The following is a 23,827-nucleotide window of genomic DNA, read 5'->3' on the forward strand; positions in this document are numbered from 1 at the left end:
CGGTCACATGTCGGTCAGCTCTGTCTCGAACTTCGGTACGAACGCTCGACCGACACGCGACGGGCGGTGTCGCACCCATGCACCTTATGACCGCTATGCAACGATTGCCCGGTCCGTTCCGCCCAGTCGACCGCTCAAGGGGGCTGGATGTCCGGCCGCAGACCGACCCGCTCACGCTCACGCTCACTCACCGGCGCCACCCTCGCCGCCCTCCTCGCGCTCACCGCGGCCGGCTGCTCGTCGGCCGACCCCGCGCAGGGGCCCGAACCCGGCCGGGGCAAGGCCGCCGTCGTCCAGGGCCCCGCCCAGGCGGAGCCCCCGTCCCCGTACTGGGTGGACCCCAACAGTGACGCCGCACGCCAGGTCAAGGCGTGGGAGGCGGCGGGGCGTACGGCCGACGCGGGCATCCTCAAGCGGATCTCCGAGCGGCCCGTCGCCGACTGGCCGGCCGGAGACGACCCCGCGCCCGAGATCAAGAACGCCGTGCGGGGTGCGGCGGGCGACGCCCGGACCGTCGTCCTCGTCGCGTACAACATCCCGCACCGCGACTGCGGGCAGCACTCCGCGGGCGGGGCGGCGGACGCGGAGGCCTACCGGCGCTGGATCGGGACGTTCGCGGAGAGTATCGGCGACGCCCCGGCCATCGTGATCCTGGAGCCGGACGCGGTGCCGCACATCGTCGACGGCTGCACTCCGGTCCAGCACCACGCCGAGCGCGCCCAACTGCTGTCCGACGCGGTCGACCGGCTGAAGAAGCAGCCGAAGACCCGCGTCTATCTGGACGCGGGCAACCCCGCCTGGATCGACGACCCGGGCAAACTGGTGGGGCCGTTGCGCAGCGCGGGGGTCGCCAGGGCAGACGGCGTCTCGCTGAACGTCTCCAACTTCCAGCCGGACAACGCCGTCAAGGCGTACGGCACCCAGCTCTCGGGGCTGCTGGGCGGCACGCACTTCGTGGTCGACAGCAGCCGCAACGGCAACGGGCCGCTGCCCGGCAACCGCCGCGACTCCTGGTGCAACCCGTCGGGCCGCGCCCTGGGAACGCCGCCGAGCGACCGCACGGACGCGCCCCTGCTCGACGCACACCTGTGGATCAAGCGCCCCGGCGACTCGGACGGCCCGTGCCGGGGCGGACCGACGGCGGGCACGTGGTGGCCGGACTACGCGCTGGGGCTGGCGCGGCGGGCGAAGGGGTAGCTGCGGGGGCGGGGCGGGAGGACCTACTCCACATGAATCCACTTCGCCTCGGACGGCGTCCCCTCCGCGTCCGTGACGAAGAGCATGTACGACCCGGGCGGCACCAGCGACTTGTCCCCCGGCACCTCCAGTGTCACCTCGCCCTTCCCCTTGGTCACGCCCAGTTCGATCGAGCGCTGCTCGACATCCGTGGTGTGCGTGACCGCGCTCGGCCGCATCAGCCTGGCCCGCTCGATCCGCTCGGGATGCGCGGTCCGGTACGTCACCCGGCTCTGCGCGTCCGGCGTGCGCGGCCCGTCCTGCAGCGCCGGGCGCTTCGCCTTGTCCCTGAAGAGGTACGGCGGTGTGTAGATCTCCATCCGCTGCTCGAACTTGCCGAGCTTGGTGTTGTCCCGGTCGCCGAAGAGCGAGTCGGAGCCGAAGGTGACGACCCGACCGTCGGGCAGCAGCAGCGCCTCGGAGTGGTAGTTGCGCCCCACCGTCGGCTCGGCCGCATCGCGGAACGCGTTCAATTTGGGGTCGTAGAACTGCGCCTTGAGGATGTTGCTGGCGCCGCGCCCCCGGTAGTCCTCCGAGCCGCCGCTGGTGAAGACCGAGTCGTCCGGCATGATCACACTGTTCAAGTACCGGGTGCCCTGAGGGAGTTCGGGTCCGGTCTTGAAGGCCGGGCTGTCCTCCTTGAGGTCCACGATCGCCGTGCGGCCGGTCGCCTTGGCCGACTCACCGACGCCGCCGCCCCCGAGGATCATCACCTTCTGGTCCTGCGCGGGCGGCAGGACCAGTGAGGCCGAGGTCTCGGTCTGATTCAGGTCCGCGAGCCCGCCGACCTTCTTGAAGGTGTTGGTCTCCAGGTCCCACAGGCCGGGCTGACGCCCCTTGTCGGCGGGCCCGTACCCGGCGTTCGACCCGGAGTAGAAGAGCTTGCCGCCCTTGGTGAGGAACAGCGCGGGGTAGGTGGGGAAGTACCGGAAGGGCGCCTTGGACCACTTCTTCGTCTTCGGGTCGTAGTACTCGTTGTCGCCGGTGACGATCGCGCCGACGTCGTCGAGGCCGGAGACGGCGAGGACCCTGCCGTCCGCAAGGGTGACCAGCGTCGGATACCAGCGGGCCTCCTTCATCGGGTCGACGGGAATGTACTTCTCGGCCTTCGGGTCGAATTCGTACGCCGCCTTGATCCCCTGGAAGTCCTGCTTGTCCATGGTGATCTTTTCGGCGAGACCGTACGCGTTGTCGGCGTCCTCGCCCTTCAGCCCCTCGATCTCGTACTGCGCGGCCTCCTCGGTGACCGCCTGCTTCCCGTCCTTGACCGCCTCCACGAAGACCCGTGACTCGGCCGCGGTGACGGTGGTCTTCCAGGGCAGCATGCGCCCGCTCTTGGCGTACGAGATCTTGAAGTTGCGCTGGGCCTTGGGCACCGTCACGGCGAACTTCGAGACGTAGGTGACCCCGGAGGGCGAGCGGAAGCGGGTGCCCTTCTTGAACGTGATGGGCTTGTCCGGGTTCTCGTTCTTGACCCGCATGCCGCCGCCGGCCCGGGTGACCGTCCCGTCGAGCACCTCGTAGCGCGCGGTGCCGCCTGCCACCAGGAGCCGTCCGTCGGGGAGTTGGGAGTGCCCGGCGCAGAAGAAGTCCTCGGGGGTCGGCACCAGCTTGAAGGAGTTGTCCTTCGGGTCCCACAGGACAGTGTCGAAGGAGCCCTCGTCGAACTTCTTCTCGCTGTTTCCCGAGCCCGCGATGATCAGCACCTTGCCGCTGTTGAGCAGGGCCGCGTGGATCGCGTTCGTACGGTATTCGTCCGGGATATCAACGGTGTCCCAGGCGCCGTACCTGGCCTTGTAGCCGGGCTGGTCGATCTTGTACGCGTGGTATTTCTCCTCGGCGAAGGAGACGGCCGCCGGTGCGTTGAGGCCCGCGAGGAGCACGACCGCGCCACTGCCGAGCAGTACCTTCTTGAACTTCTTCGTCGGCCGGTAGCCCATCACGTCAGTTCCCTCCTGTGGTCGTGGCGTAGGCGGGCTCCGGCTCCTCGCCCGACGCACTGTCGCCGGCCGTGACCCCGGCGCGGCCCCCGGCGACCGCCTTGGCCCGGTTCCGTCCCCGCACCGAGGTCCAGGTCCACACCGCGACCGGGGACAGCGCGATGACCAGCGCCAGCACGGCCCAGGTGCGCATCGCCGCATGGGTGTGGCCGAGGTAGAAGGAGGCCACCAGGGAGCTGACCAGCACCGCCGCCCAGAAGAGGTGGATCCGGAAGGTCAGCAGCCGGTCGGGGCTCGCCTGTCCGCCCTTGGGCGTGACCACGAACCTGCCCCGGGTGCGCAGCACCGCCGAGCCCAGCGACTTGGCGTAGATCGGCGCGCAGAGCGCGGACATCGCCATGCCCGCGAGCCCGCCCGAGCCCTCCGGCTCGTGCGGCGAGACATTGTGCCGCCGGTTCCAGAGGTACAGCCCGATCTGGAGGGCCGCCGCGTCGCTGTAAAGCATCAGCCACATCGCGGAGGAGACCTGGGTGCCGGACGCCCCGAACCACAGGAACAGCACGCAGCTCAGGATGCCGAGCAGCCAGTTGACGGCGGTCATCGGGTAGTAGACGAGCATCAGCGTGTACGTGAGCAGCCGGCCCGGCGGCACCCGGAAGGGCGCCTTCCAGTACTGCCTGAACAGCGTCTCGTAGGTGCCGCGCGACCAGCGCAGCTGCTGGGTGAAGAAGTCGGTCCAGGAGGCCGGCCCCTCACCGACGGCGAGCACGTCCGGGGTGTAGACGGACCGCCAGAAGCGGCCGGTCCCCGGGTTCTTCCTGCGGTGCAGCTCGAAGCCGGTGGCCATGTCCTCGGTGATCGAGTCGTAGAGACCGCCCACCTGCTTCAACGCACTGATCCGTACGACGTTGTTGGTGCCGACGAACATCGGTGCGCCATAGCGGTTGCCCGCGCGCTGGATCAGCGCGTGGAAGAGGAACTGCTGGCTCTCGGCCGCCTTGGTGACGCAGGACGTGTAGTTCCCGTACACCTGCGGCCCGACGACGAAGGCGATGTCCGGGTCGCGGAAGTAGCCGAGCATCCGCTCCAGGAAGTTCGACAGGGGCACATGGTCGGTGTCCACCGATGCGAAGAAGTCGTAGGCGTCGCCGTGCATGGCGAGCCAGGCGTTGTAGTTGCCGTGCTTGGTCTTCGCCCGGTGCGGGCCCTTCTTGCGGTTCCATTCCGGTATGCCGCTGCGGGTGAAGTGCCGTACGCCCAGCTCGGCGCAGAGCGCCCTGGCCTGCTCGTCGTCACCCTCGTCGAGCAGCCAGATGTCCAGCGGCCCGTTGTGCCGCAGGGCGACCGCGCCTGCGAGGGTGGCCCGCACCATGGCGATCGGTTCCTTACACGGAACGTACGTCGTGAGGAACGCGACCCGTGTTCCCTCCTCGGGCGTCACCGGCAGCGGATCCCTGGCGACCATCGTGGCGTGTGCGATCGACACCACGTTGACCAGCATGAAGAACATGATCAATCCGATGGACGCCAGCATCACGGCGTCCAGATGCACCAGCCAGCGGTCGCCTCCCTCGCGCTTGGTCCAGTGCGAGGGCCAGACCAGATAGGCCAGCAGGACCGCCGAGAGCAGCGGCGCCAGGGTCATCAGCAGCACGGCCCGTATTCGGTGCGGCTCCTGCGCGAGCAGACTCCGGTACTGCACCCGGTAGGCGGCGGTGCCCGGTTCCGCCAGCGGCCCGGCGAGCCGGCTGTGGGTGTCGTAGTCGTAGCCCTCCGACCGCACGGTGCCTCCAAGCTGATCGATTGGAATCGATAAGCCAACAGAAGTGGAGATAGCCCGGCGTGTCGACTTGGATACGGCCGACTGGGCGTTCCTGTGACCGGACGTCAGCGCCGAACTCTCGCCGTTCCGGGCCCCCGGCACAAGAAAACCCCTGGCCACCAGGACCAGGGGTTCCACTCAATGCCAGTCGGTGTAAGTCACTGCGCGAGATGGCGCTCCACCGTTTCGACCTTCGACGTCAGGCCGTCGGTGACACCGGGCCTGATGTCCGCCTTCAGGACCAGCGAGACACGCGGCGAGCGGGCCTCGACCGCGGCGACGGCGCGCTTGACGACGTCCATCACCTCATCCCACTCACCCTCGATCGAGGTGAACATCGCGTCGGTGTGGTTGGGCAGGCCGGATTCGCGGACCACGCGGACGGCGTCGGCGACGTACTCCCCGACATCCTCGCCCACGCCCAGCGGCGAGACGGAAAAGGCGACGATCATGCGGTGGTGACCGGGCCTTCCTTGCGGGCGCGCCCGGCGATGAGCGCGTCCTCGGACTCGCGCTTGAGCCTGCGGTCGGCGAAGAAGCCACCGGTGGGCAGGACGGACATCAGGAGGTAGAAGGCGGCGGTCCCCAGCGGCCACTTGGCGCGGTTCCAGGCGTCGGCCCAGAAGACGACGTACAGGACGAAGAGCAGACCGTGCACCGCGCCCATCACCGGGACCGCGTTGAACTCCGTGGTGCGCTTGAGCACCGAGCACAGGAGCAGCAGCAGGAAGGACACCGCCTCGGGGGCGGACACCAGGCGGAGGCGGCGGAGTGCGGAAGCGGTCTTGATGTCCACGGAGAGGCAACCTTCATCGTCGCGGGAACGGTCGATCTTGTGAATGTACGCACAAGCTCGCCCCATTGTGGCAGCCCGCTTTCCCCGGATCCCCCCAGGGTCGACTCAGGGACGACTCGAAGCATGGATCGTGTCGTGGGCCACTGTGCCGGGGCGCTAAGGACGGATAACGTCACCCTTGTGGCTCAGTTCCGACTGCAAGGCAGCAAGGTGCTCGCCGTCGACATGACAGGCGATGCCGTCAAAGCGAAGAACGGCTCGATGGTCGCGTACGACGGCCAGGTGGCGTTCAAAAAGATGTCCGGCGGCGGTGAGGGCATGCGTGGCATGGTCACTCGCCGGCTCACCGGCGAGCAGATGACCGTCATGGAGGCCAAGGGACACGGAACCTGCTATTTCGCCGACCGTGCCAGTGAGATCAACCTCGTGTCACTGCGGGGCGAGAAGCTGTTCGTCGAGTCCAGCAACCTGCTCTGTACGGACGCGGGCCTGCGCACCGGCACCAGCTTCACCGGCCTGCGCGGTGGCGCGACCGGCAACGGCCTGTTCACGACAACCGTCGAGGGCACAGGACAGGCCGCGATCATGTCGGACGGCCCGGCGGTCGTACTGCGCGTCTCCGCCCAGTACCCGCTCCAGGTCGACCCCGGCGCGTACGTCGCGCACACCGGCAATCTCCAGCAGCACTTCCAGTCCGGGGTGAACTTCCGGACCCTCATCGGCGAGGGCTCCGGCGAGTCCTTCCAGATCCGCTTCGAGGGCGAGGGGCTCGTCTACGTGCAGCCCAGCGAGCGCAACACCATCGGGGGCGACGTCTGACATGCCGTTCCGTGAGATCAACTCCAAGGTGGTCGAGGCGCAGGTCGCGCCCGGCCAGAAGATGTTCAGCCAGCGCGGCGCGATGCTCGCGTACCGGGGCGAGGTGTCCTTCACGCCGAACATCAGCGGCGGCCAGGGCGGCGTGATGTCCATGATCGGCCGCCGGGTGGCCAATGAGGCGACCCCGCTCATGACGGTCGAGGGCTCGGGCACCGTGCTGTTCGGCAACGGCGGTCACCACATCCAGGTGATCAATCTGGCGGGCGACACCCTCTACGTGGAGGCGGACCGCCTGCTGGCCTTCGACGGCGCCCTGACCCAGGGCACGATGTTCATGGGCTCGCAGGGTGGTGTCATGGGCATGGTGCGCGGCCAGGTGTCCGGCCAGGGCCTGTTCACCACGACACTCAAGGGGCACGGCGCGGTCGCCGTGATGGCGCACGGCGGGGTGATCGAGCTGCCGATCACACCCCAGCGCCCGGTCCACGTCGACCCGCAGGCGTACGTCGCCCACCACGGCGACGTACGCAACAAGCTCTCCACCGCACTGGGCTGGCGCGACATGGTGGGCCGCGGCTCGGGCGAGGCGTTCCAGCTGGAGCTGTCCGGCAACGGCGCGGTGTACGTACAGGCCTCGGAGGAAAAGCTGTGACCACCATGCCCGCGGGCCCTGTCGTCTTCGACCCGCAGACGCTCCCCTCCGACGACAACGTCACTCCGTACACCTTCTGCGTGGAGCTCAAGGGGAGCCAGTGGTTCCTGCAGAAGGGCAAGATGATCGCCTATTACGGGCGGATCGAGTTCAACGGCATCGGCCACGGCCGCTTCGACCGCCTGCTGCGCTCCAGCTTCCACTCGCCGCTGCACGCGAGCGACTGGGTGGTGGCGGAGGGCCAGGGCAAGATGCTGCTCGCGGACCGTGCCTTCGACGTCAATTCCTTCGACCTCGACAACGGCAACCTCACGATCCGCTCGGGCAATCTCCTGGCGTACGAGCCGACGCTCGCCCTCAAGCAGTCGATCGTGCCCGGCTTCCTGACCCTCATCGGCACGGGCAAGTTCGTGGCGGCCTCCAACGGCCCGGTGGTCTTCATGGAGCCGCCGATCCGGGTCGACCCGCAGGCCCTCGTGGGCTGGGCGGACTGCCCGTCCCCCTGCCACCACTACGACCACGGCTATATGACGGGGGTCATGGGCGGAATCCGGACACTCACCGGCCTGGGCGGTACGTCGGGCGAGGAGCACCAGTTCGAGTTCATGGGCGCGGGAACGGTGCTGCTCCAGTCGACCGAACTCCTCATGGCCGAGCAGGCGGTCGGCGGGGTTCCGGATCAGGCGGGCGTGCCTGGGGGGCATGGTTCCGGCCAGGGGCAGCCGGGCAGTTCGCAGCGTCTTCCCGGTCAGCTGGGGGACCTCCAGCGTCGCTTCGGCCTGTGAGCGGTAGTCTGCAGAGTGTGACGTCGAACGTGTGCACGCCCTCTCGGGTGCCTGGCGTCACACCCTCCAACTTCGTCCAGTATTCAACTTCTTAGGTAGAATCCATACATGGAGACCGAGACGGCCGCCCCCTGGCTAACCGATACCGAGCAGTGCGCCTGGCGCACCTACCTGGATGCCAGCAGGCTGCTGACATACCAACTCGAAAAAGACCTACAGCCCTTCGGACTGACCATGAACGACTACGAGATCCTGGTCAATCTCTCCGAGTCGGAAGACCGGCGGATGCGGATGAGCGACCTCGCCGCCGCCACCCTGCAGTCCAAAAGCCGGCTCTCGCACCAGATCACCCGCATGGAGAACGCCGGACTGGTCCGCAGGGAGAACTGCGAGTCGGACCGGCGCGGACTGTACGCCGTGCTCACCGACCAGGGCGGCGACACCATGAAGCAGGTCGCTCCGCACCACGTGGAGTCCGTGCGCAAGCACTTCATCGGCCTCCTCCCCCCCGAGGCCCTCACCGAGCTCAGCACCTCGCTCACCCCCGTCGTGGAGCACCTGCGCGGCAGCCGCGGCAAGCTCTAGACAGCCGGCAGTCGCAGAGTGAAGAGAGCACCGCCGCGCTCTCCTTCACTCACCGTCAGGGTGCCGCCATGCCTGAGCGCGACATCACGGGCGATCGCGAGACCCAGCCCCGCGCCCCCGTCGTCACGGCTACGGGCGTCATCGAGCCGTACGAACCGCTCGAAGACCCGCTCCCGCTCCGCCGCCGGAATCCCCGCACCGTCGTCGGCAACCCTCAGCAGCACATCCGCACGCTCACCGTGCACCCACACATCGACCGAACCACTGGCGTGCCGCTGCGCGTTGTCCAGGAGATTCCCAAGCACCCGCGCCAACTGCCCGCGCGAACCGGCCACTTCCAAGCCGCCAGTCACCTTCACCATCACCGGCAGCCGGTCGGAGCGCTGCGAGACCTCCTCACGCACCAGCAGGCCCACGTCGACATGGGCCCGCCCCGGCCGCTCCCCCGCGTCCAGCCGGGCGAGCAGCAGCAGATCGGCGGCCACCGCCTGGAGCCGCACGGTGTCCCTCACCGCACCGTCCACATCCAGCAACTCCGGGTGTGCGGCGCCCACTTCCAACTGCGTCCGCAGTGAGGCGATCGGGCTGCGCAGCTCGTGAGAGGCATCGGCAACGAACCGCCGCTGCCTCTCCACAGACGCTTCGAGCGCCCCGAGGGTCTCATTGGTGGTGCGGGCCAGCCGCGCCACCTCGTCGTGCGCGTCCGGCTCAGGAACCCGCCGGGAGAGATCCTCCGAGGCCGTGATCGCGGCCATCTCCTTGCGAATGCCCTCCACGGGCCGCAGCGCGCGCCGGGTCACCAGCCAGGTGACGCCGCCGACGACGAGCAGCATCGCGGGCAGCCCGATCAACATGGCATCCGTCACCGAACCCACAGCGCCCTGCTCGGCGGAGAGCGGAGCGCCCGCATACGCCGTCACGGTCTGCCCCTGAGGCGTGGTCGCCTCGACAGCGGCGAACCGGTAGTCGGCCTGCTCCCCGTCCACCACGGCGCTCCCGCCCGACAACTCCGGCTCGTCGTCGGAGACTTCACCGCGCCCGGGATCATCGTCACCATCATCATCCACAGCCGAATCCGGACCCCCGACCCGAACCTGCGAACTCCCGGCCCCTTCCACACTCTCCAGATCCTCACTCACCGCAAGAACCCGCCGACCTTCACTCACGACCTGCACAACCCGGTCGTCGGGCAGATCCAGCTCCTTGTACGCCTTCCCCAGCGCCACCTGCGAGGCCACGTCCTGCGCCGCGACCTCGGCCTGGAGGTCGGTCTGGTCGGTCAGATTGGCCCGCAGCACCCACAGCAGGGCGAGCCCGGCGGCCACCAGAGCCACCGCGACCACCAGCGTCGCCCCGATCGCCGCCTGGGCCCGTACGGACCCGAAGAGCCGCCTCATCCCGCCACCAGCCGGTACCCGGCGCCACGCACCGTCTGAATCCGCGCGGCCCCCAACTTGCGCCGCAGAGCGCTCACGTACACCTCGATGATGTTGGGATCCCCGTCGTAGGCGAAGTCCCAGACGTGCTCCAGGATCTCGGCCTTGCTCACCACCTCGCCGGACCGCACCGCGAGCTGCTCCAGCACGGAGAACTCCTTGACGGTGAGCACCACCTCGTCGTCCCCCCGGTGCACCCGCCGAGAGGCGGTGTCCATCCGCAGATCCCCCACGCTCAACACGGGCGACCCACCACCCCCACGCCTCCGCAGCAACGCCTTTACCCGAGCAACGAGCACCACGTACGAGAACGGCTTGGTCAAATAATCATCGGCACCGGTATCCAGCCCTTCCGCCTCGTCGTACTCCCCGTCCTTGGCGGTCAGCATCAGAATCGGCACGTCGTTCCCGGCGGCACGCAGGGCGCCGCAGACCCGGTATCCGTTCATGCCCGGCAGCATGATGTCGAGAAGGACCAGGTCGTACGCACCCTCCCCGGCCCGGTGCAGCCCTTCGAGGCCGTCGTGCACCACATCTACGGCGAAGCCCTCGGCGGTGAGCCCCTTGGCCAGGGACACCGCGAGGCGCCTTTCGTCCTCCACGATCAACAAGCGCATGTGCACAGGGTCGCAAATGGAACCTGAAGAGCCCTTCAGGTGGCTTCAGGTCCTCTTCAGCATCGCTCGGCCAGATTGGTCCACATCGCAACGGACAACCACTCCGGGAGGACCCCATGAAGCGCAACATCCTGATCGCCACGGTAACCACCACCGCCCTGATCGCCGGCGGAGCGGCCACAGCATTCGCAGGAGCGGACACCACCGCCCCCACCAAGAGCACCACCACCGCCAAGGCCAAGGCGGAAACGACGACAACGCTCAACAAGGCAGCCACAGCAACCCTCGAAAAGGCCCCCGGCACGATCACGAGCGCCGAACTCGACCAGCACAACGACGACGACGAGTACAACACCACCCCCACCACCCCCACTTGGGAGATGGACGTCTACGGCAAGGACGGCAAGTGGCACGAGGTCGACGTAAACGCGAAGACGTCCAAGGTGACCCGCACACACACGGACGCCGATGACGACGACCGCGCACCGATGAGCTCAGCGATCACCGTGAACGAGGCCGCAGCGGCTGCCCTGAAGGCCCGCCCCGGCACCCTCACGTCGATCGACCTGGACGACGACGGGAAGCTGTCCTGGGAGGCCGAGATCAAGGGCAAGGACGGCAAGTGGCACGAGCTGAACGTAGACGCGAAGACGGCCAAGGTCACCCACGACCAGCCCGACACAGACGACGACAATGACACCGACTCGGACGACTGACAGCCCAGCCACACCCCACACGCAGCCCCTGCGACGCAGTAAGTCCCGCCCCGTGAGTCCCGTGCACCCACCCCCTGCACGCCCCGCCTCGGCCACACACAACGCGAGGGGGCGGGACGCGCAGGGGGTGGTGTTCGGGACGTAAAGCGTGATTTGTGGGCCTCTTCCCCGCCAGGGCCTTGGGCGACCCCGCAGTGCGCCTAAATCATGCAGTCCCGGACGCCGCCCCCGGAGCGTCACGCCCCCGCCCGCACGCACCGCACGCACCGCACAGCGCACCACACGAGCCACCCGCACGAGCCACCTACACTCACCCCTCGGTAACCCCCGCAACCAACTCATCCGCGGCCGCGTAAGGATCCAGCTCCCCCGCCACGATCCGCGAAGCGAGCGCCCCGAGCCGCCGGTCGCCCCGCAGGTCAGCGATCCGCCCCCGCAGCGCGGTGACCGCAATGTTCTCGACCTCGTAAGCGGCCCGCCGAGCCCGCCGCTCCCCGAGCACACCCCGCTCCTCCATCCAGGCCCGGTGCTTCTCCAGCGCCTCGACAACCTCGTCGATACCTTCGCCCCGAGCCGCCACCGTCTTCACGATCGGCGGCCGCCAGTCACCGGGCCCCCGGGACTCCCCGAGCCCGAGCATTTGGTTGAGCTCCCGGGCAGTGGCATCCGCCCCGTCCCGATCGGCCTTGTTGACCACGTACACATCGCCGATCTCCAGAATCCCGGCCTTCGCGGCCTGAATCCCGTCCCCCATCCCCGGCGCAAGCAGCACCACAGACGTATCGGCCTGGGAGGCGATCTCCACCTCCGACTGCCCGACCCCCACCGTCTCCACGATCACCACGTCGCACCCGGCCGCATCAAGCACCCGAATGGCCTGCGGCGCCGCCCAGGAGAGCCCGCCCAGATGCCCCCGGGTCGCCATCGACCGGATATAGACACCGGGATCCGACGAGTGCTCCGACATCCGCACCCGGTCCCCGAGCAGCGCACCCCCGCTGAACGGCGAGGACGGGTCGACGGCGAGCACCCCGACCCGCTTCCCGGCCCGCCGGTACGCCGACACCAGCGCCGAAGTGGAAGTCGACTTGCCGACTCCGGGCGACCCGGTGAGCCCGACGACGTACGCATGACCGGAGAGCGGCGCCAACGCGGCCATCACCTCACGCAGCTGCGGAGACGCCCCCTCGACCAGCGAGATCAGCCGGGCCACCGCACGCGGCCGGCCCTCTCGCGCCTGAGCCACCAGCTCGGGGACGTCCTGCATCACCACTCCGCTCTCTCAGGACGCGCACCGCACACGCGCCCGCACACACCACGAACCGCAACCAATCCAACGGACCGAGGGCTTACTTCCCCGAAACCCGAAGGATCAGCGCATCGCCCTGCCCGCCACCGCCACACAGCGCCGCCGCACCCACACCGCCGCCACGGCGCTTGAGCTCAAGCGCCAGGTGCAGCACCACACGCGCGCCGGACATCCCGATCGGGTGCCCCAGGGCAATCGCGCCACCGTTGACGTTCACCTTTTCCGGGGATACCCCGAGGTCCTTCATTGACTGCACGGCGACCGCCGCGAACGCCTCGTTGATCTCGATCAGATCAAGATCCTCGACGCCGAGGCCCTCCTTGCCCAGCGCGTGCACGATCGCGTTGGAGGGCTGCGACTGGAGGGAGTTGTCCGGCCCGGCCACGTTGCCGTGGGCGCCGATCTCCGCGATCCAGTCCAGCCCGAGCTCCTGGGCCTTGGCCTTGCTCATGACCACGACGGCAGCCGCGCCGTCGGAGATCTGCGAGGCGGTACCGGCCGTGATGGTCCCGTCCTTGGCGAAGGCGGGCCGCAGTTTCCCGAGCGACTCGGCCGTCGTCTCGGGCCGGATCCCCTCGTCCTTGGAGAACAGCACGGGGTCACCCTTGCGCTGCGGAATCTCGATCGGGGTGATCTCGGCCTCGAAGAGCCCGTTCTTCTGTGCGGCGGCGGCCCGCTGGTGCGAGAGCGCGGCGAATTCGTCCTGCGGCGCGCGGGCGATCCCGAGCCGGGTGTTGTGCTTCTCCGTGGACTCGCCCATGGCGACGCCGTCGAAGGAGTCGCTCAGGCCGTCGTGCGCCATGGAGTCGAGCATCTCGATCGCGCCGTACTTGAAGCCCTCGCGGGACTTGGGCAGCAGGTGGGGCGCGTTGGTCATGGACTCCTGGCCACCCGCGACGACCACGTCGAACTCACCGGCGCGGATCAGCTGGTCGGCCAGCGCGATCGCGTCGAGCCCGGAAAGGCAGACCTTGTTCACGGTGAGCGCCGGGACGTTCATCGGAATGCCGGCCTTGACTGCGGCCTGCCGAGCGGGGATCTGCCCGGCGCCGGCCTGCAGCACCTGGCCCATGATCACGTACTGGACCTGGTCGCCGCCGATACCGGCCCGGTCCAGCGCCGCCCTGATGGCGAACCCGCCGAGATCCGCGCCGGAGAAGGATTTGAGGGAACCGAGCAGGCGGCCCATGGGCGTACGGGCACCGGCAACGATGACGGAGGTGGTGCGGTTCGTTCCAGGCATGAGGCACGGCCCCTTGAATGGTGAGGAGTGAACGAGGGTTTACCTCAATGTACTGAGCGGTACGGGCCGGGTCACCGGGCAGCGAGTGTGATCGCGCGCACGTTGCGTAACCACCCCCGAGGCGCTGCACTGGACCCATGCTGACGCGAATCGATCACATCGGGATCGCCTGTTTCGACCTCGACAAGACCGTCGAGTTCTACCGGGCCACTTACGGCTTCGAGGTGTTCCACACCGAGATCAACGAGGAGCAGGGGGTCCGCGAGGCCATGCTCAAGATCAACGAAACCTCGGACGGCGGCGCCTCGTACCTTCAGCTCCTCGAACCCACCCGCGAGGACTCCGCGGTGGGAAAGTGGCTGGCCAAGAACGGTGAGGGTGTGCACCACATCGCCTTCGGGACCGAGGACGTCGACGGTGACGCCCAGGCAGTACGGGACAAGGGTGTACGGGTCCTCTACGACGAGCCGCGCATCGGCTCCATGGGGTCGCGCATCACTTTCCTGCACCCCAAGGACTGCCACGGCGTACTGACCGAACTTGTCACTTCTGCCCCTCCAGCCACCACGGAGCACTGACCCCGGGATTTCCGGGCCGGTAGAGTGGGCCGTTCCGGGCCGGGGCCGGGATCGGGGCCTGTGACCCATGCCTCACTGTTGATCTGACACCATTCCCCCGGGGGCCGCCCACTGTCAGGGTGGTGCTTGTTCACATGAGTTGCGACCAGGGGACGGATGGGACCGCGCAGTGCGGGGCTACGAACGCCACGAGCCTGACGACCATCTCTCGCGGTTCGAAGCCGAAATGGAACGGCTGAAGACCGATCGGGAGAAGGCCGTTCAGCACGCCGAGGACCTCGGCTACCAGGTCGAGGTGTTGCGCGCCAAGCTCCACGAGGCGCGTCGCAACCTCGCGTCCCGCCCTGCCTACGACGCGGCGGACATCGGCTACCAGGCCGAGCAGCTGCTTCGTAATGCCCAGACCCAGGCCGATCAGCTGCGCACCGACGCCGAGCGCGAGCTGCGCGACGCCCGTGCGCAGACGCAGCGGATCCTGCAGGAGCACGCGGAGCACCAGGCCAGCCTGCAGGCCGAGTTGCACACCGAGGCCGTCACCCGCCGCCAGCGCCTCGACCAGGAGCTGGCGGAGCGCCGCCAGACCGTCGAGTCGCACGTCAACGAGAACGTGGCGTGGGCCGAGCAGCTGCGCGCCCGTACCGAGTCGCAGGCCCGCCGCCTCCTGGAGGAGTCGCGCGCCGAGGCCGATCAGGCCCTGGCCGCGGCCAGGGCCGAGACCGAGCGCGTCGCCGCCGAGGCCCGCCAGCGCCTCAGCTCGGAGGCCGAGAACGCCCGCAGCGAGGCCGAAGCAATTCTGCTGCGCGCCCGCAAGGACGCCGAGCGGCTGCTGACCGCCGCCTCCAACCAGGCGCAGGAGGCGACCTCCCACGCCGAGCAGCTGCGTACGTCCACGACCACCGAGTCCGACCAGGCACGCAGGCAGGCCGCGGAGCTGAGCCGCACCGCCGAGCAGCGGATGCAGGCGGCCGAGACGGCGCTGCGCGAGGCGCGCGCCGAGGCCGAGAAGGTCCTCACCGAGGCCAAGGACTCCGCGGCCAAGCAGCTGACGACGGCCGAGTCCGTCAATGAGCAGCGCACCCGTACGGCCAAGTCCGAGATCGCCCGGCTGGTCGGTGAGGCCACCAAGGACTCCGAGGCGCTCAAGGCGGAGGCCGAGCAGTCGCTGGCCGACTCCCGCGCGGAGGCCGAGCGGCTGCTCGCCGAGGCCGCCGACAACGCCCGTGCGCTGGTCGCCGAGGACTCGGCGGCCCAGCTCGCCAAGGCCGCCCGTATCGCCGAAGAGGTCCTGACCAAGGCGTCCGAGGATGCCCAGGAGACGACCCGCAAGGCCTCCGAGGAGGCCGAGCGGATCCGCCGCGAGGCGGAGACCGAGATCGACCGGCTGCGCGGCGACGCGGCCGAGCAGGCCGACCAGCTCAAGGGCGCGGCCAAGGACGACACCAAGGAGTACCGGGCCAAGACGGTCGAGCTGCAGGAGGAGGCGCGCAGGCTGCGCGGCGAGGCCGAGCAGCTGCGGGCCGAGGCGGTCGCCGAGGGCGAGCGGATCCGCGGTGAGGCCCGCCGGGAGGCCGTCCAGCAGATCGAGGAGGCGGCCAGGACCGCCGAGGAGCTGCTGACCAAGGCGAAGACCGACTCCGACGAGCTGCGCACCTCCGCGTCGACGGAGAGCGAGCGGGTCCGCGCCGAGGCGATCGAGCGCGCCACCACGCTGCGCAGGCAGGCCGAGGAGACCCTGGAGCGCACCCGCGCCGAGGCCGAGCGGCTGCGCACCGAGACCGAGGAGCAGGCCGAGCTCACCACGGCCGGCGCCCAGGAGGCCGCCGACGCCCTGCGCGAGGAGGCGGAGCGCGGCATTGAGGCCCGCCGGGCCGAGGCCGCCGACAAGCTGACCCGGCTGCACACCGAGGCCGAGCAGCGTGTCGCCTCCGCCGAGGAGGCGCTGGGCGAGGCCCGCGTCGAGGCCGAGCGGATCCGTCGTGAGGCGGAGGCAGAGATCGAGCGGCTGCGCTCCGACGCGGCCGAGCGGATTCGTACGCTCCAGGCGCAGGCCGAGACGGAGGCCGAGCGGCTGCGTGACGAGGCCGCGGCCGATGCCGCGCAGTCCCGCGCGGAGGGCGAGGCCGTCGCCGTACGGCTGCGCAGCGAGGCGGCGAACGAGGCGGAGCGGCTCAAGTCCGAGGCGCAGGAGAGCGCCACCCGGATGCGCACCGAGGCCGCGACGGCCGCGGAGCGCGTCGGGACCGAGGCCGCCGAGGAGCTGGCCGCCGCCCAGGAGGAGGCCGCGAGGCGCCGCCGGGAGGCCGAGGAGACGCTGGCCGCCGCCCGCGAGGAGGCGGAGAGCGAGCGTACGCAGGCCCGCGAGCAGAGCGAGGAGCTGCTGGCGTCCGCCCGCAAGCGGGTCGAGGAGGCGCAGACCGAGGCGCAGCGCCTGGTCCAGGAGTCGGACTACCGGGCGACCGAGCTGGTCGCCGCCGCCGAGCAGACCGCGCAGCAGGTGCGGGACGCGGTGGCCGGGCTGCACGAGCAGGCCGAGCAGGACGTCACCGGGCTGCGCTCGGCCGCCGAGCACGCGGCGGAGCGTACGAAGACCGAGGCGCAGGAGGAGGCGGACCGGGTCCGCTCCGACGCGTACGCCGAGCGGGAGCGGGCCGCCGAGGACGCGGGCCGGGTGCGCCGGCAGGCGCAGGAGGAGACGGACGCCGCGAAGGCGCTCGCCGAGCGGACCGTCGGCGAGGCCATCGAGGAGTCCGAGCGGCTGCGCTCGGACTCGGCCGAGCAGGCGCAGCGGATGCGTACGGAGGCGTCGGACTCGCTGGCGTCGGCCGACCAGGACGCGGCCCGTTCGCGCGCCGAGGCCCGCGAGGACGCCAATCGCATTCGCGGCGACGCCGCCACGCAGGCCGACCGGCTGGTCGGCGAGGCGACGCACGAGGCCGAGCGGATGGCGGCCGAGGCCGTACAGGCGCTGACTGCGGCCGGGCAGGACGCGACCCGGATCCGTTCCGAGGCCGAGCAGATCAGGGTGGACGTCGAGGCGGAGGCCGAGCGGCTGCGCGCCGAGGCGCGTGCCGAGACCGAGCGGGTGCTCGACGAGGCGCGGCAGGCCGCCGACAAGCGGCGCGGCGACGCGGCGACGCAGGCCGATCAGCTCATCTCCGAGGCGGCGGGCGAGGCCGAGCGGCTGCGCGCGGAGGCCGCCGAGACGGTGGGCTCGGCGCAGCAGGCGGCCGAGCGGATCAGGGCCGATTCGGAGCGGCTCAGGGCGGACGCGGAGGCCGGGGCCGAGCGCATGCGTTCGGAGGCGCGCACCGAGTCGGACCGGCTGCTCGACGAGGCCCGCGAGGCGGCGTCCAAGCGTCGCGCGGACGCCGCCGAGCAGGCGGACCAGCTGATCGCGAAGGCCCAGGAGGAGGCGCTGGTCGCCGCGACCCAGGCGGAGGAGCAGGCCGACATTATGGTCGGCGCGGCCCGCACGGAGGCCGACCGGCTGGTGACGGAGTCGACGATCGAGGGCAACTCCCTGGTGGAGAAGGCCCGTACGGACGCGGACGAGCTGCTGGTCGGTGCCCGCAGGGACGCGACCGCCATAAGGGAGCGCGCGGAGGAGCTGCGCACCCGGGTGGAGGGTGAGATCGAGGAGCTGCACGACCGGGCCCGCCGGGAGACCTCGGAGCAGATGCGGACGGCCGGTGAGCGGGTCGACAGGCTGGTGAAGGCGGCGATCGAGCAGGAGGCCGAGGCGCAGGAGAAGGCCAAGGAGCTGGTGGCCGATGCCAATTCCGAGGCGAGTACGGTCCGGATCTCCGCGGTCAAGAAGGCCGAGTATCTGCTGAAGGAGGCCGCGCAGAAGAAGGCCGAGCTGGTGCGGGAGGCGGAGCGGGTGCACGCCGAGGCCGAGGCCGAGGCGAAGCAGATGGTTGAGGACGGCCGGCGCGAACTGGATGTGCTGGTACGCCGCCGCGAGGACATTCAGGCAGAAATCTCCCGTGTCCAGGACGTACTTGAGGCGTTGGAGTCATTCGAGGCCCCCACCGCGGGCGGCAAGTCCGGGGCCGGCGGCGGCACCGGGGGCGTCAAGGCGGGTGCGGCGGCCGGCGGAACACGCTCGGGTGGCAAACCTTCCGAGAGCTAGCGCCTTACGCTTCTGCCGTGCCTGACGAGGGAGTTCATCCTTCCGGGTGGCAAGCGGTCCGACAGTTAGCCACTCAAAAGGGGTGTCATTCTCCAGATCAAACGGGCATTGGCTCGATGACACGCCGCTTGGGCCCCTAGGATTCCCCCTATCACCTCACCGGTCTCATTCGACAGGAACCCCATGAGCGACACTTCCGCCTCCCCCTACGGCTTCGAGCAGGTGCGGCGTGGTTACGACCGCGGTCAGGTGGACGACCGCATTGCCAAGCTGCTCTCCGACCGTGACAGTGCTCTGGCCCGTATCACTGCTCTGGAAAAGCGCATCGAGGAGCTCCACCTCGAAACGCAGAACGCCCAGGCCCAGGTAAGCGAGGCCGAGCCGTCGTACGCCGGTCTCGGTGCGCGCGTCGAGAAGATCCTCCGCCTCGCCGAGGAGGAGGCGAAGGACCTGCGCGAGGAGGCCCGCCGCGCTGCCGAGCAGCACCGCGAGCTTGCCGAGTCCGCCGCTCAGCAGGTGCGCAACGACGCAGAATCGTTCTCCACGGAGCGCAAGGCCAAGGCCGAGGACGAGGGCGTACGAATCGTCGAGAAGGCGAAGGGCGACGCGTCGACCCTGCGCACCGAGGCGCAGAAGGACGCGCAGTCCAAGCGCGAGGAGGCGGACGCCCTCTTCGAGGAGACCCGCGCCAAGGCCGCCCAGGCCGCCGCGGACTTCGAGACCAACCTGGCCAAGCGTCGCGAGCAGTCCGAGCGCGACCTGGCCTCACGTCAGGCCAAGGCCGAGAAGCGTCTGGCCGAGATCGAGCACCGCGCCGAGCAGCTGCGACTGGAGGCCGAGAAGCTGCGTACGGACGCGGAGCGCCGTGCCCGTCAGACGGTGGAGACCGCGCAGCGCCAGGCCGAGGACATCGTGGCCGACGCGAACGCGAAGGCCGACCGGATCCGCAGCGAGTCCGAGCGCGAGCTCGCGGCGCTCACCAACCGCCGCGACTCGATCAACGCACAGCTGACCAACGTCCGCGAGATGCTGGCCACGCTGACCGGCGCGGCCGTCGCCGCCGTCGGAACCCCCGCCGACGACGAGCCGGTCTCGCGCGGCGTCCCGGCACAGCAGTCCCGGTAGGGGCGTCCGGTCCCACTCCTTCATCCACGGAGGCCGACCGGATACCCCTCAACCCGTCAGACACGGTGAGTGAAGTCCACATGCCCTCCGCCATTCCAGTGGCGGGGGGCTTTGTGGGCCCCTAGCGTGGCCGCATGATTGAGCTGACGGGGCTGACGAAATGGTACGGCGACAAAATCGCCGTCGACCAACTTTCCTTCACCGTACGTCCGGGCATCGTGACCGGCTTCCTGGGGCCCAACGGCGCGGGCAAGTCGACCACCATGCGGATGCTGCTCGGCCTGGACAACCCGACCGCGGGTGACGTCCGGATCGACGGCAAGCACTACGCCGACCTCAAGGATCCGCTGAAGTACATCGGCGCGCTGCTCGACGCCAAGGCGATGCACGGGGGCCGCAGCGCGTACAACCACCTGCTGTGCCTGGCCCAGAGCAACGGCATCCCGAACAGCCGGGTCTCCGAGGTGCTGGACACGGTGGGCCTCACCCAGGTCGCCAAGAAGCGCGCCAAGGGCTTCTCGCTCGGCATGGGCCAGCGTCTGGGCATCGCGGGCGCCCTGCTCGGCGATCCCGAGATCCTGATGTTCGACGAGCCGGTCAACGGGCTCGACCCGGAGGGGATCCACTGGATCCGCAACCTCATGAAGTCACTGGCCTCGCAGGGCCGTACGATCTTCGTCTCCTCGCACCTGATGAGCGAAATGGCCCTCACCGCGGACCACTTGGTCGTCATCGGCCAGGGCAAGCTGCTCGCCGACACCACGATGGCCGACTTCATCCGGGAGAACTCCCGCAGTTACGTACGCCTGCGCTCCCCACAGCAGGAGCGGCTGCTCGATGTCCTGCACCAGGCCGGGATCACCGCGGTCACCGCGGGCAACGGCACCCTCGAAGTGGACGGCTCGACCTCGGAGCAGCTGGGTGAGCTCGCCGCCGCGCACCAGCTCGTCCTGCACGAGCTGAGCCCCCAGCGGGCGTCCTTGGAGGAAGCCTTCATGCAGCTGACCGCGGAATCCGTCGAGTACCACGCGCACTCGGACAACGGCGGGCCTCCGCCGGGAACCGGCTGGGGTGCGGCCCCGCAGCAGCAGAAGGGGGCCTGACCATGGCGACCACCCAGGTACTCAAGTCGGAATGGACGAAGATCAAATCCGTCCAGTCCACGGTCTGGACGCTCGGCCTCTCCGCGGTGGTGACGATCGCTCTCGGTGTGCTGATCAGCCTTCTGGCGAAGAACGAATTCAAGAAGCTGAGCACGGAGGACAAGCTCACTTTTGACCCGACCTTCGTGAGTTTCGCCGGTATGAGTCTCGGTCAGCTCGCAATGATCGTTTTCGGTGTGCTGGTGGTGTCGAACGAATACAACACCGGAATGATCCGGATGTCCCTGGCCGCCGTTCCGCAGCGCGGCACCTTCCTTTTCAGCAAGGTCACGGTCGCCTCGGCGCTCGCCCTGCTGGTCGGCATGGCGACCAGCTTCATCTCGTTCTTTCTCGGCCAGGCGATGCTGGGCGACCTGAAGGCGAGCATCGGTGACCCGGGTGTGCTGCGCGCGGTGATCGGCGGCGGGCTCTATATGACCCTGATCGCGATGATCTCGATGGGTGTCGCGGCGATGCTGCGCGGCCCGACGCTGGCGCTCGGCATCCTGATGCCGTTCTTCTTCCTGCTCGCGCCGATCCTGGGCAATGTCTCGGCGACCAAGAAGGTCGGCCAGTACCTCCCCGACCAGGCCGGCAGCAAGATCATGCAAGTGGTCCCGCCACTCAACGGCGACGTCCCCTACGGCCCTTGGGGCGGCCTGTTGATCATGGCGCTGTGGGCGGCCGCCGCTCTGCTCGGCGGCTACGTCCTGCTCAAGAAGCGCGACGCGTAGGCTCCCCGACGCCCAAGGCGGGGTCGCGCTGCGGCCCGATCCCGCTTCCGGGGCCTGGCCCGTCGCCCGGTCCGCCTGCGGGACCCGGTCCCGGGGCGTCGCCCGACCCCTGGGCATCGCCCGGCTCGGGCAGCAGCCCGTCGAAGTCCTGCCACCCGTCCCAGGACCACACGTCCCGGTCCACGTCGGCTTCGAGCGGCACGAAGCGCCCGAGCTCGAAGCCGCAGGTGCTGCCCTCCCGCAGCTCGAACCACCGCTCGTCGGCGACCTCCGTGCCCAGACCCACCGTCCTGGCCGTCAGCCGCACCAGCAGCTTCACATCGGTGGCGGCCGAGAGGTCCTTGCCCTGGATCTCGGTGAAGGGCAGCTCGGGCACCGGCGCGTCGACCGGGATCCACACCGTGAACGGCGCGCCCCGCTCCACGGCCAGCCAGGACCGCTCGTCGGCCGGCTCGCCCTTCTCGTCCAGGACCTTCAGCCACTTCTTGTAGATGACCTGGCTGTGGTCGTACGGCGACTCCTCCAGGTAGCGCAGATGCACCCGGGCGCGCAGATCGACCACGGAGAGATTGTCGAAGTGGTTGTAGAAGCGCACCGCGATGATCCCGTGGTCGCGGTGCGCGGGATCCTGCGCGTACCCGGGGAAGTCCGCGGTGCTCGCCGGCGAGACACTCGCCCGCGAGCGCCAGATGAACGGACGCAGCGCGAACATCTTGATCAGCACGATGCCGAGCAGCACCGCGGGCGCCAGCGCGCCCGTCACCGAGGCGACGGTCGCGAGGGCGGCGTGAACCAGGCTGTCGCGCTCGGGGCTGAGGTTGTCGGTGCCGACGCAGGCACGCAGGGCCTCCATCGTGAGGGTCAGCAGTTCCTCGCCGTCCCCGAACCGCTCCCCCAGGCTCCGCCCCGACCGGTCGGTGAGGGTCCAGGCCACGGCGATGAGCAGCGCGAGGCCCATCAGCGCGGCCAGCGCCATCAGCATCAGCGCGTGCACCGTGCGCCCCGCGATCCACCAGCGAACCGACGTCCTATATCTGGGGTGTGACCTGCGCCTGCCCAGCCATCCGGCCATCCGCCCAACTCCCGCCCCGTACCAATGAGTTCGTATAATGTCATGCGATCCTTCCCGGTGTCCGTTCCGGACAACCGCGCCACATCCGTCGTCGGGCACCCGCGCCATGGGTAGACCAGGCATGGAAGGCTCTGCCCGTACGCGCGACCATCCCCGAAGGGCGTCACCCGTGAAGGACCGAAGCCTCGAAGCACTGGGCCTGGCCGATGTGCCTGCCCGGGCGCCCCTGACCTACCCGGGGCACCCCACCCCCGAGCCGTCGCTGCTCAGCGGCGACGAGCTGTTCCAGCTCGACGTCCGGCCGATGCGGCTCGGCGACTGGTACGTGGAGGAAAGGCGGGAGCGGCAGTCCCGGGGTGAGGCGCCACCGCAGCGTCTTGACGAGGCGCTGTCGGGGCTCGGCCAGGTCGTGACCGGCAGCCGCCACCCGGTGATCGCCGTCGGCTCCAACGCCTCACCGGGACAGGTCAGCCACAAGCTGACCCGGCTCGGCATCCCGGCGACGGTGCCGATGGTGCCGGTACGTATCGAGGGCATCGGCGTCGGCTGCTCGGGCCACATCAGCCCGGCCGGTTACGTCGCGGGCACCCCGTACGTCGCCAAGGGCGCCGAGGCCACCCTGGTCGTCGCCTGGCTGGACAGCTCGCAGCTCAAGGCCGTCGACGACACGGAGTTCCCCGACTACCGGCGCGCGATACTGCCCGGCGACGAGTTCCCGATGACGATGCCGTCCGGCGAGCGGCTCGGCGGCGCGTACATCTACTTCAGCGCGCACGGCGTCCTCGCCGGCCCCGACGGCACCCCCCGCCCCGGCGGCGGCGACCAGTCCGAGCTGCTCGCCGCGCTGCTCGCCGCCTCGGACCGGCTGGGCGACCTGCTCGGCCCCGACCCGGAGTCCTGGGTGCGGCAGGCGGGCGCGGACCGCTCGCTGCGCGAGAAGGGCACCCGGATCTTCGGCGAGGAGGGCTGGGTGCTGCCGCAGACCGACTTCCTGCCTTACGTGGACGGCTCCCCCGTGCTGCGCCTGTACGACGACCTGCCGGCGCTCGCAGGTTCGCTCCCGTCCCCGGCTTAGCAGGAACCGTCAA

The 23,827-nt window shown here is 69.6% G+C and carries 21 protein-coding genes; 12 read left to right on the top strand and 9 right to left on the bottom strand.

The features are described 5' to 3' along the window. Positions 1 to 147: 147 nt before the first annotated feature. Positions 148 to 1,197, top strand: coding sequence for a glycoside hydrolase family 6 protein (locus tag ABCR94_RS09505; protein WP_347118762.1), 1,050 nt, complete (start codon positions 148 to 150; stop codon positions 1,195 to 1,197). Positions 1,198 to 1,220: 23 nt separating this feature from the next. Here ABCR94_RS09505 and glxA read toward each other — a convergent pair whose 3' ends face one another. The 4 genes from glxA to ABCR94_RS09525 all read right to left on the bottom strand — a co-directional run bounded on the left by glxA (position 1,221) and on the right by ABCR94_RS09525 (position 5,794). Further along, complete coding sequence (gene glxA, locus ABCR94_RS09510) at positions 1,221 to 3,176, bottom strand: radical copper oxidase GlxA (RefSeq protein WP_347118763.1); 1,956 nt, start codon at positions 3,174 to 3,176, stop codon at positions 1,221 to 1,223. A 4-nt stretch (positions 3,177 to 3,180) separates the two neighbouring features. Further along, positions 3,181 to 4,959: a glycosyltransferase family 2 protein gene (locus ABCR94_RS09515; RefSeq protein WP_347118764.1), complete on the bottom strand. Its 1,779-nt coding sequence runs from the start codon at positions 4,957 to 4,959 to the stop codon at positions 3,181 to 3,183. 197 nt (positions 4,960 to 5,156) lie between these two features. Continuing rightward, positions 5,157 to 5,450: an MTH1187 family thiamine-binding protein gene (locus ABCR94_RS09520; protein ID WP_347118765.1), complete on the bottom strand. Its 294-nt coding sequence runs from the start codon at positions 5,448 to 5,450 to the stop codon at positions 5,157 to 5,159. Further along, on the bottom strand, positions 5,447 to 5,794 hold the full coding sequence (locus tag ABCR94_RS09525) for a DUF3817 domain-containing protein (protein WP_347118766.1): 348 nt from the start codon (positions 5,792 to 5,794) through the stop codon (positions 5,447 to 5,449). Before ABCR94_RS09525 ends, ABCR94_RS09520 begins: the two co-directional genes overlap by 4 nt. A 180-nt stretch (positions 5,795 to 5,974) precedes the next feature. On the opposite strand from ABCR94_RS09525, the gene ABCR94_RS09530 reads away from it, so the two are divergent. The 4 genes from ABCR94_RS09530 (at position 5,975) to ABCR94_RS09545 (ending at position 8,635) form a co-directional block, all read left to right on the top strand. Next, positions 5,975 to 6,613: an AIM24 family protein gene (locus ABCR94_RS09530; protein WP_347118767.1), complete on the top strand. Its 639-nt coding sequence runs from the start codon at positions 5,975 to 5,977 to the stop codon at positions 6,611 to 6,613. Position 6,614: 1 nt separating this feature from the next. Continuing rightward, entirely contained in the window at positions 6,615 to 7,265 is a 651-nt protein-coding gene (locus ABCR94_RS09535) for an AIM24 family protein (RefSeq protein ID WP_347118768.1), read from the top strand. Positions 7,266 to 7,270: 5 nt separating this feature from the next. Beyond that, positions 7,271 to 8,050 (top strand): AIM24 family protein, encoded by a 780-nt coding sequence (locus ABCR94_RS09540; protein ID WP_347119129.1) that lies wholly within the window; start codon positions 7,271 to 7,273, stop codon positions 8,048 to 8,050. Between the two features lie 108 nt (positions 8,051 to 8,158). Next, positions 8,159 to 8,635, top strand: a complete 477-nt coding sequence (locus tag ABCR94_RS09545; RefSeq protein WP_347118769.1) for a MarR family winged helix-turn-helix transcriptional regulator — start codon at positions 8,159 to 8,161, stop codon at positions 8,633 to 8,635. Here ABCR94_RS09545 and ABCR94_RS09550 read toward each other — a convergent pair. Further along, positions 8,632 to 10,032 (bottom strand): sensor histidine kinase, encoded by a 1,401-nt coding sequence (locus tag ABCR94_RS09550; RefSeq protein ID WP_347118770.1) that lies wholly within the window; start codon positions 10,030 to 10,032, stop codon positions 8,632 to 8,634. The two genes, ABCR94_RS09545 and ABCR94_RS09550, sit on opposite strands and share 4 nt — an antisense overlap. Continuing rightward, complete coding sequence (locus tag ABCR94_RS09555; RefSeq protein WP_347118771.1) at positions 10,029 to 10,688, bottom strand: response regulator transcription factor; 660 nt, start codon at positions 10,686 to 10,688, stop codon at positions 10,029 to 10,031. Before ABCR94_RS09555 ends, ABCR94_RS09550 begins: the two co-directional genes overlap by 4 nt. Positions 10,689 to 10,804: 116 nt before the next feature. Here ABCR94_RS09555 and ABCR94_RS09560 point away from each other — a divergent pair, with 116 nt between their 5' ends. Then, positions 10,805 to 11,404 (top strand): PepSY domain-containing protein, encoded by a 600-nt coding sequence (locus ABCR94_RS09560; RefSeq protein WP_347118772.1) that lies wholly within the window; start codon positions 10,805 to 10,807, stop codon positions 11,402 to 11,404. A 310-nt stretch (positions 11,405 to 11,714) separates the two neighbouring features. On the opposite strand, the gene meaB is transcribed toward ABCR94_RS09560, so the two are convergent. Then, positions 11,715 to 12,671: a methylmalonyl Co-A mutase-associated GTPase MeaB gene (gene meaB / locus ABCR94_RS09565; RefSeq protein ID WP_347118773.1), complete on the bottom strand. Its 957-nt coding sequence runs from the start codon at positions 12,669 to 12,671 to the stop codon at positions 11,715 to 11,717. Positions 12,672 to 12,753: 82 nt separating this feature from the next. Beyond that, positions 12,754 to 13,956 (bottom strand): acetyl-CoA C-acetyltransferase, encoded by a 1,203-nt coding sequence (locus ABCR94_RS09570; RefSeq protein ID WP_347118774.1) that lies wholly within the window; start codon positions 13,954 to 13,956, stop codon positions 12,754 to 12,756. Positions 13,957 to 14,093: 137 nt separating this feature from the next. Here ABCR94_RS09570 and mce point away from each other — a divergent pair, with 137 nt between their 5' ends. The 5 genes from mce (at position 14,094) to ABCR94_RS09595 (ending at position 21,667) form a co-directional block, all read left to right on the top strand. Beyond that, on the top strand, positions 14,094 to 14,534 hold the full coding sequence (mce, locus tag ABCR94_RS09575) for a methylmalonyl-CoA epimerase (RefSeq protein WP_347118775.1): 441 nt from the start codon (positions 14,094 to 14,096) through the stop codon (positions 14,532 to 14,534). 169 nt (positions 14,535 to 14,703) lie between these two features. After that, on the top strand, positions 14,704 to 18,666 hold the full coding sequence (gene scy, locus ABCR94_RS09580; protein WP_521976589.1) for a polarized growth protein Scy: 3,963 nt from the start codon (positions 14,704 to 14,706) through the stop codon (positions 18,664 to 18,666). A 183-nt stretch (positions 18,667 to 18,849) separates the two neighbouring features. Continuing rightward, positions 18,850 to 19,791 (top strand): coiled-coil domain-containing protein, encoded by a 942-nt coding sequence (locus tag ABCR94_RS09585; RefSeq protein ID WP_347118777.1) that lies wholly within the window; start codon positions 18,850 to 18,852, stop codon positions 19,789 to 19,791. Positions 19,792 to 19,925: 134 nt separating this feature from the next. Further along, entirely contained in the window at positions 19,926 to 20,894 is a 969-nt protein-coding gene (locus tag ABCR94_RS09590; protein ID WP_347118778.1) for an ABC transporter ATP-binding protein, read from the top strand. 2 nt (positions 20,895 to 20,896) lie between these two features. Further along, positions 20,897 to 21,667 carry an ABC-2 transporter permease family protein gene (locus tag ABCR94_RS09595; RefSeq protein WP_347118779.1) on the top strand — a complete coding sequence of 257 codons (771 nt, stop codon included), beginning with the start codon at positions 20,897 to 20,899 and terminating at the stop codon, positions 21,665 to 21,667. On the opposite strand, the gene ABCR94_RS09600 is transcribed toward ABCR94_RS09595, so the two are convergent. Continuing rightward, complete coding sequence (locus ABCR94_RS09600) at positions 21,648 to 22,739, bottom strand: hypothetical protein (protein WP_347118780.1); 1,092 nt, start codon at positions 22,737 to 22,739, stop codon at positions 21,648 to 21,650. The genes ABCR94_RS09595 and ABCR94_RS09600 overlap by 20 nt on opposite strands. Before the next feature lie 169 nt (positions 22,740 to 22,908). On the opposite strand from ABCR94_RS09600, the gene ABCR94_RS09605 reads away from it, so the two are divergent. Further along, positions 22,909 to 23,814, top strand: a complete 906-nt coding sequence (locus ABCR94_RS09605; RefSeq protein ID WP_347118781.1) for a hypothetical protein — start codon at positions 22,909 to 22,911, stop codon at positions 23,812 to 23,814. Positions 23,815 to 23,827: the final 13 nt, after the last annotated feature.

The sequence above is a fragment of the Streptomyces changchenzhani genome (genome assembly GCF_039766235.1).
Classification (GTDB): Bacteria; Actinomycetota; Actinomycetes; order Streptomycetales; family Streptomycetaceae; genus Streptomyces.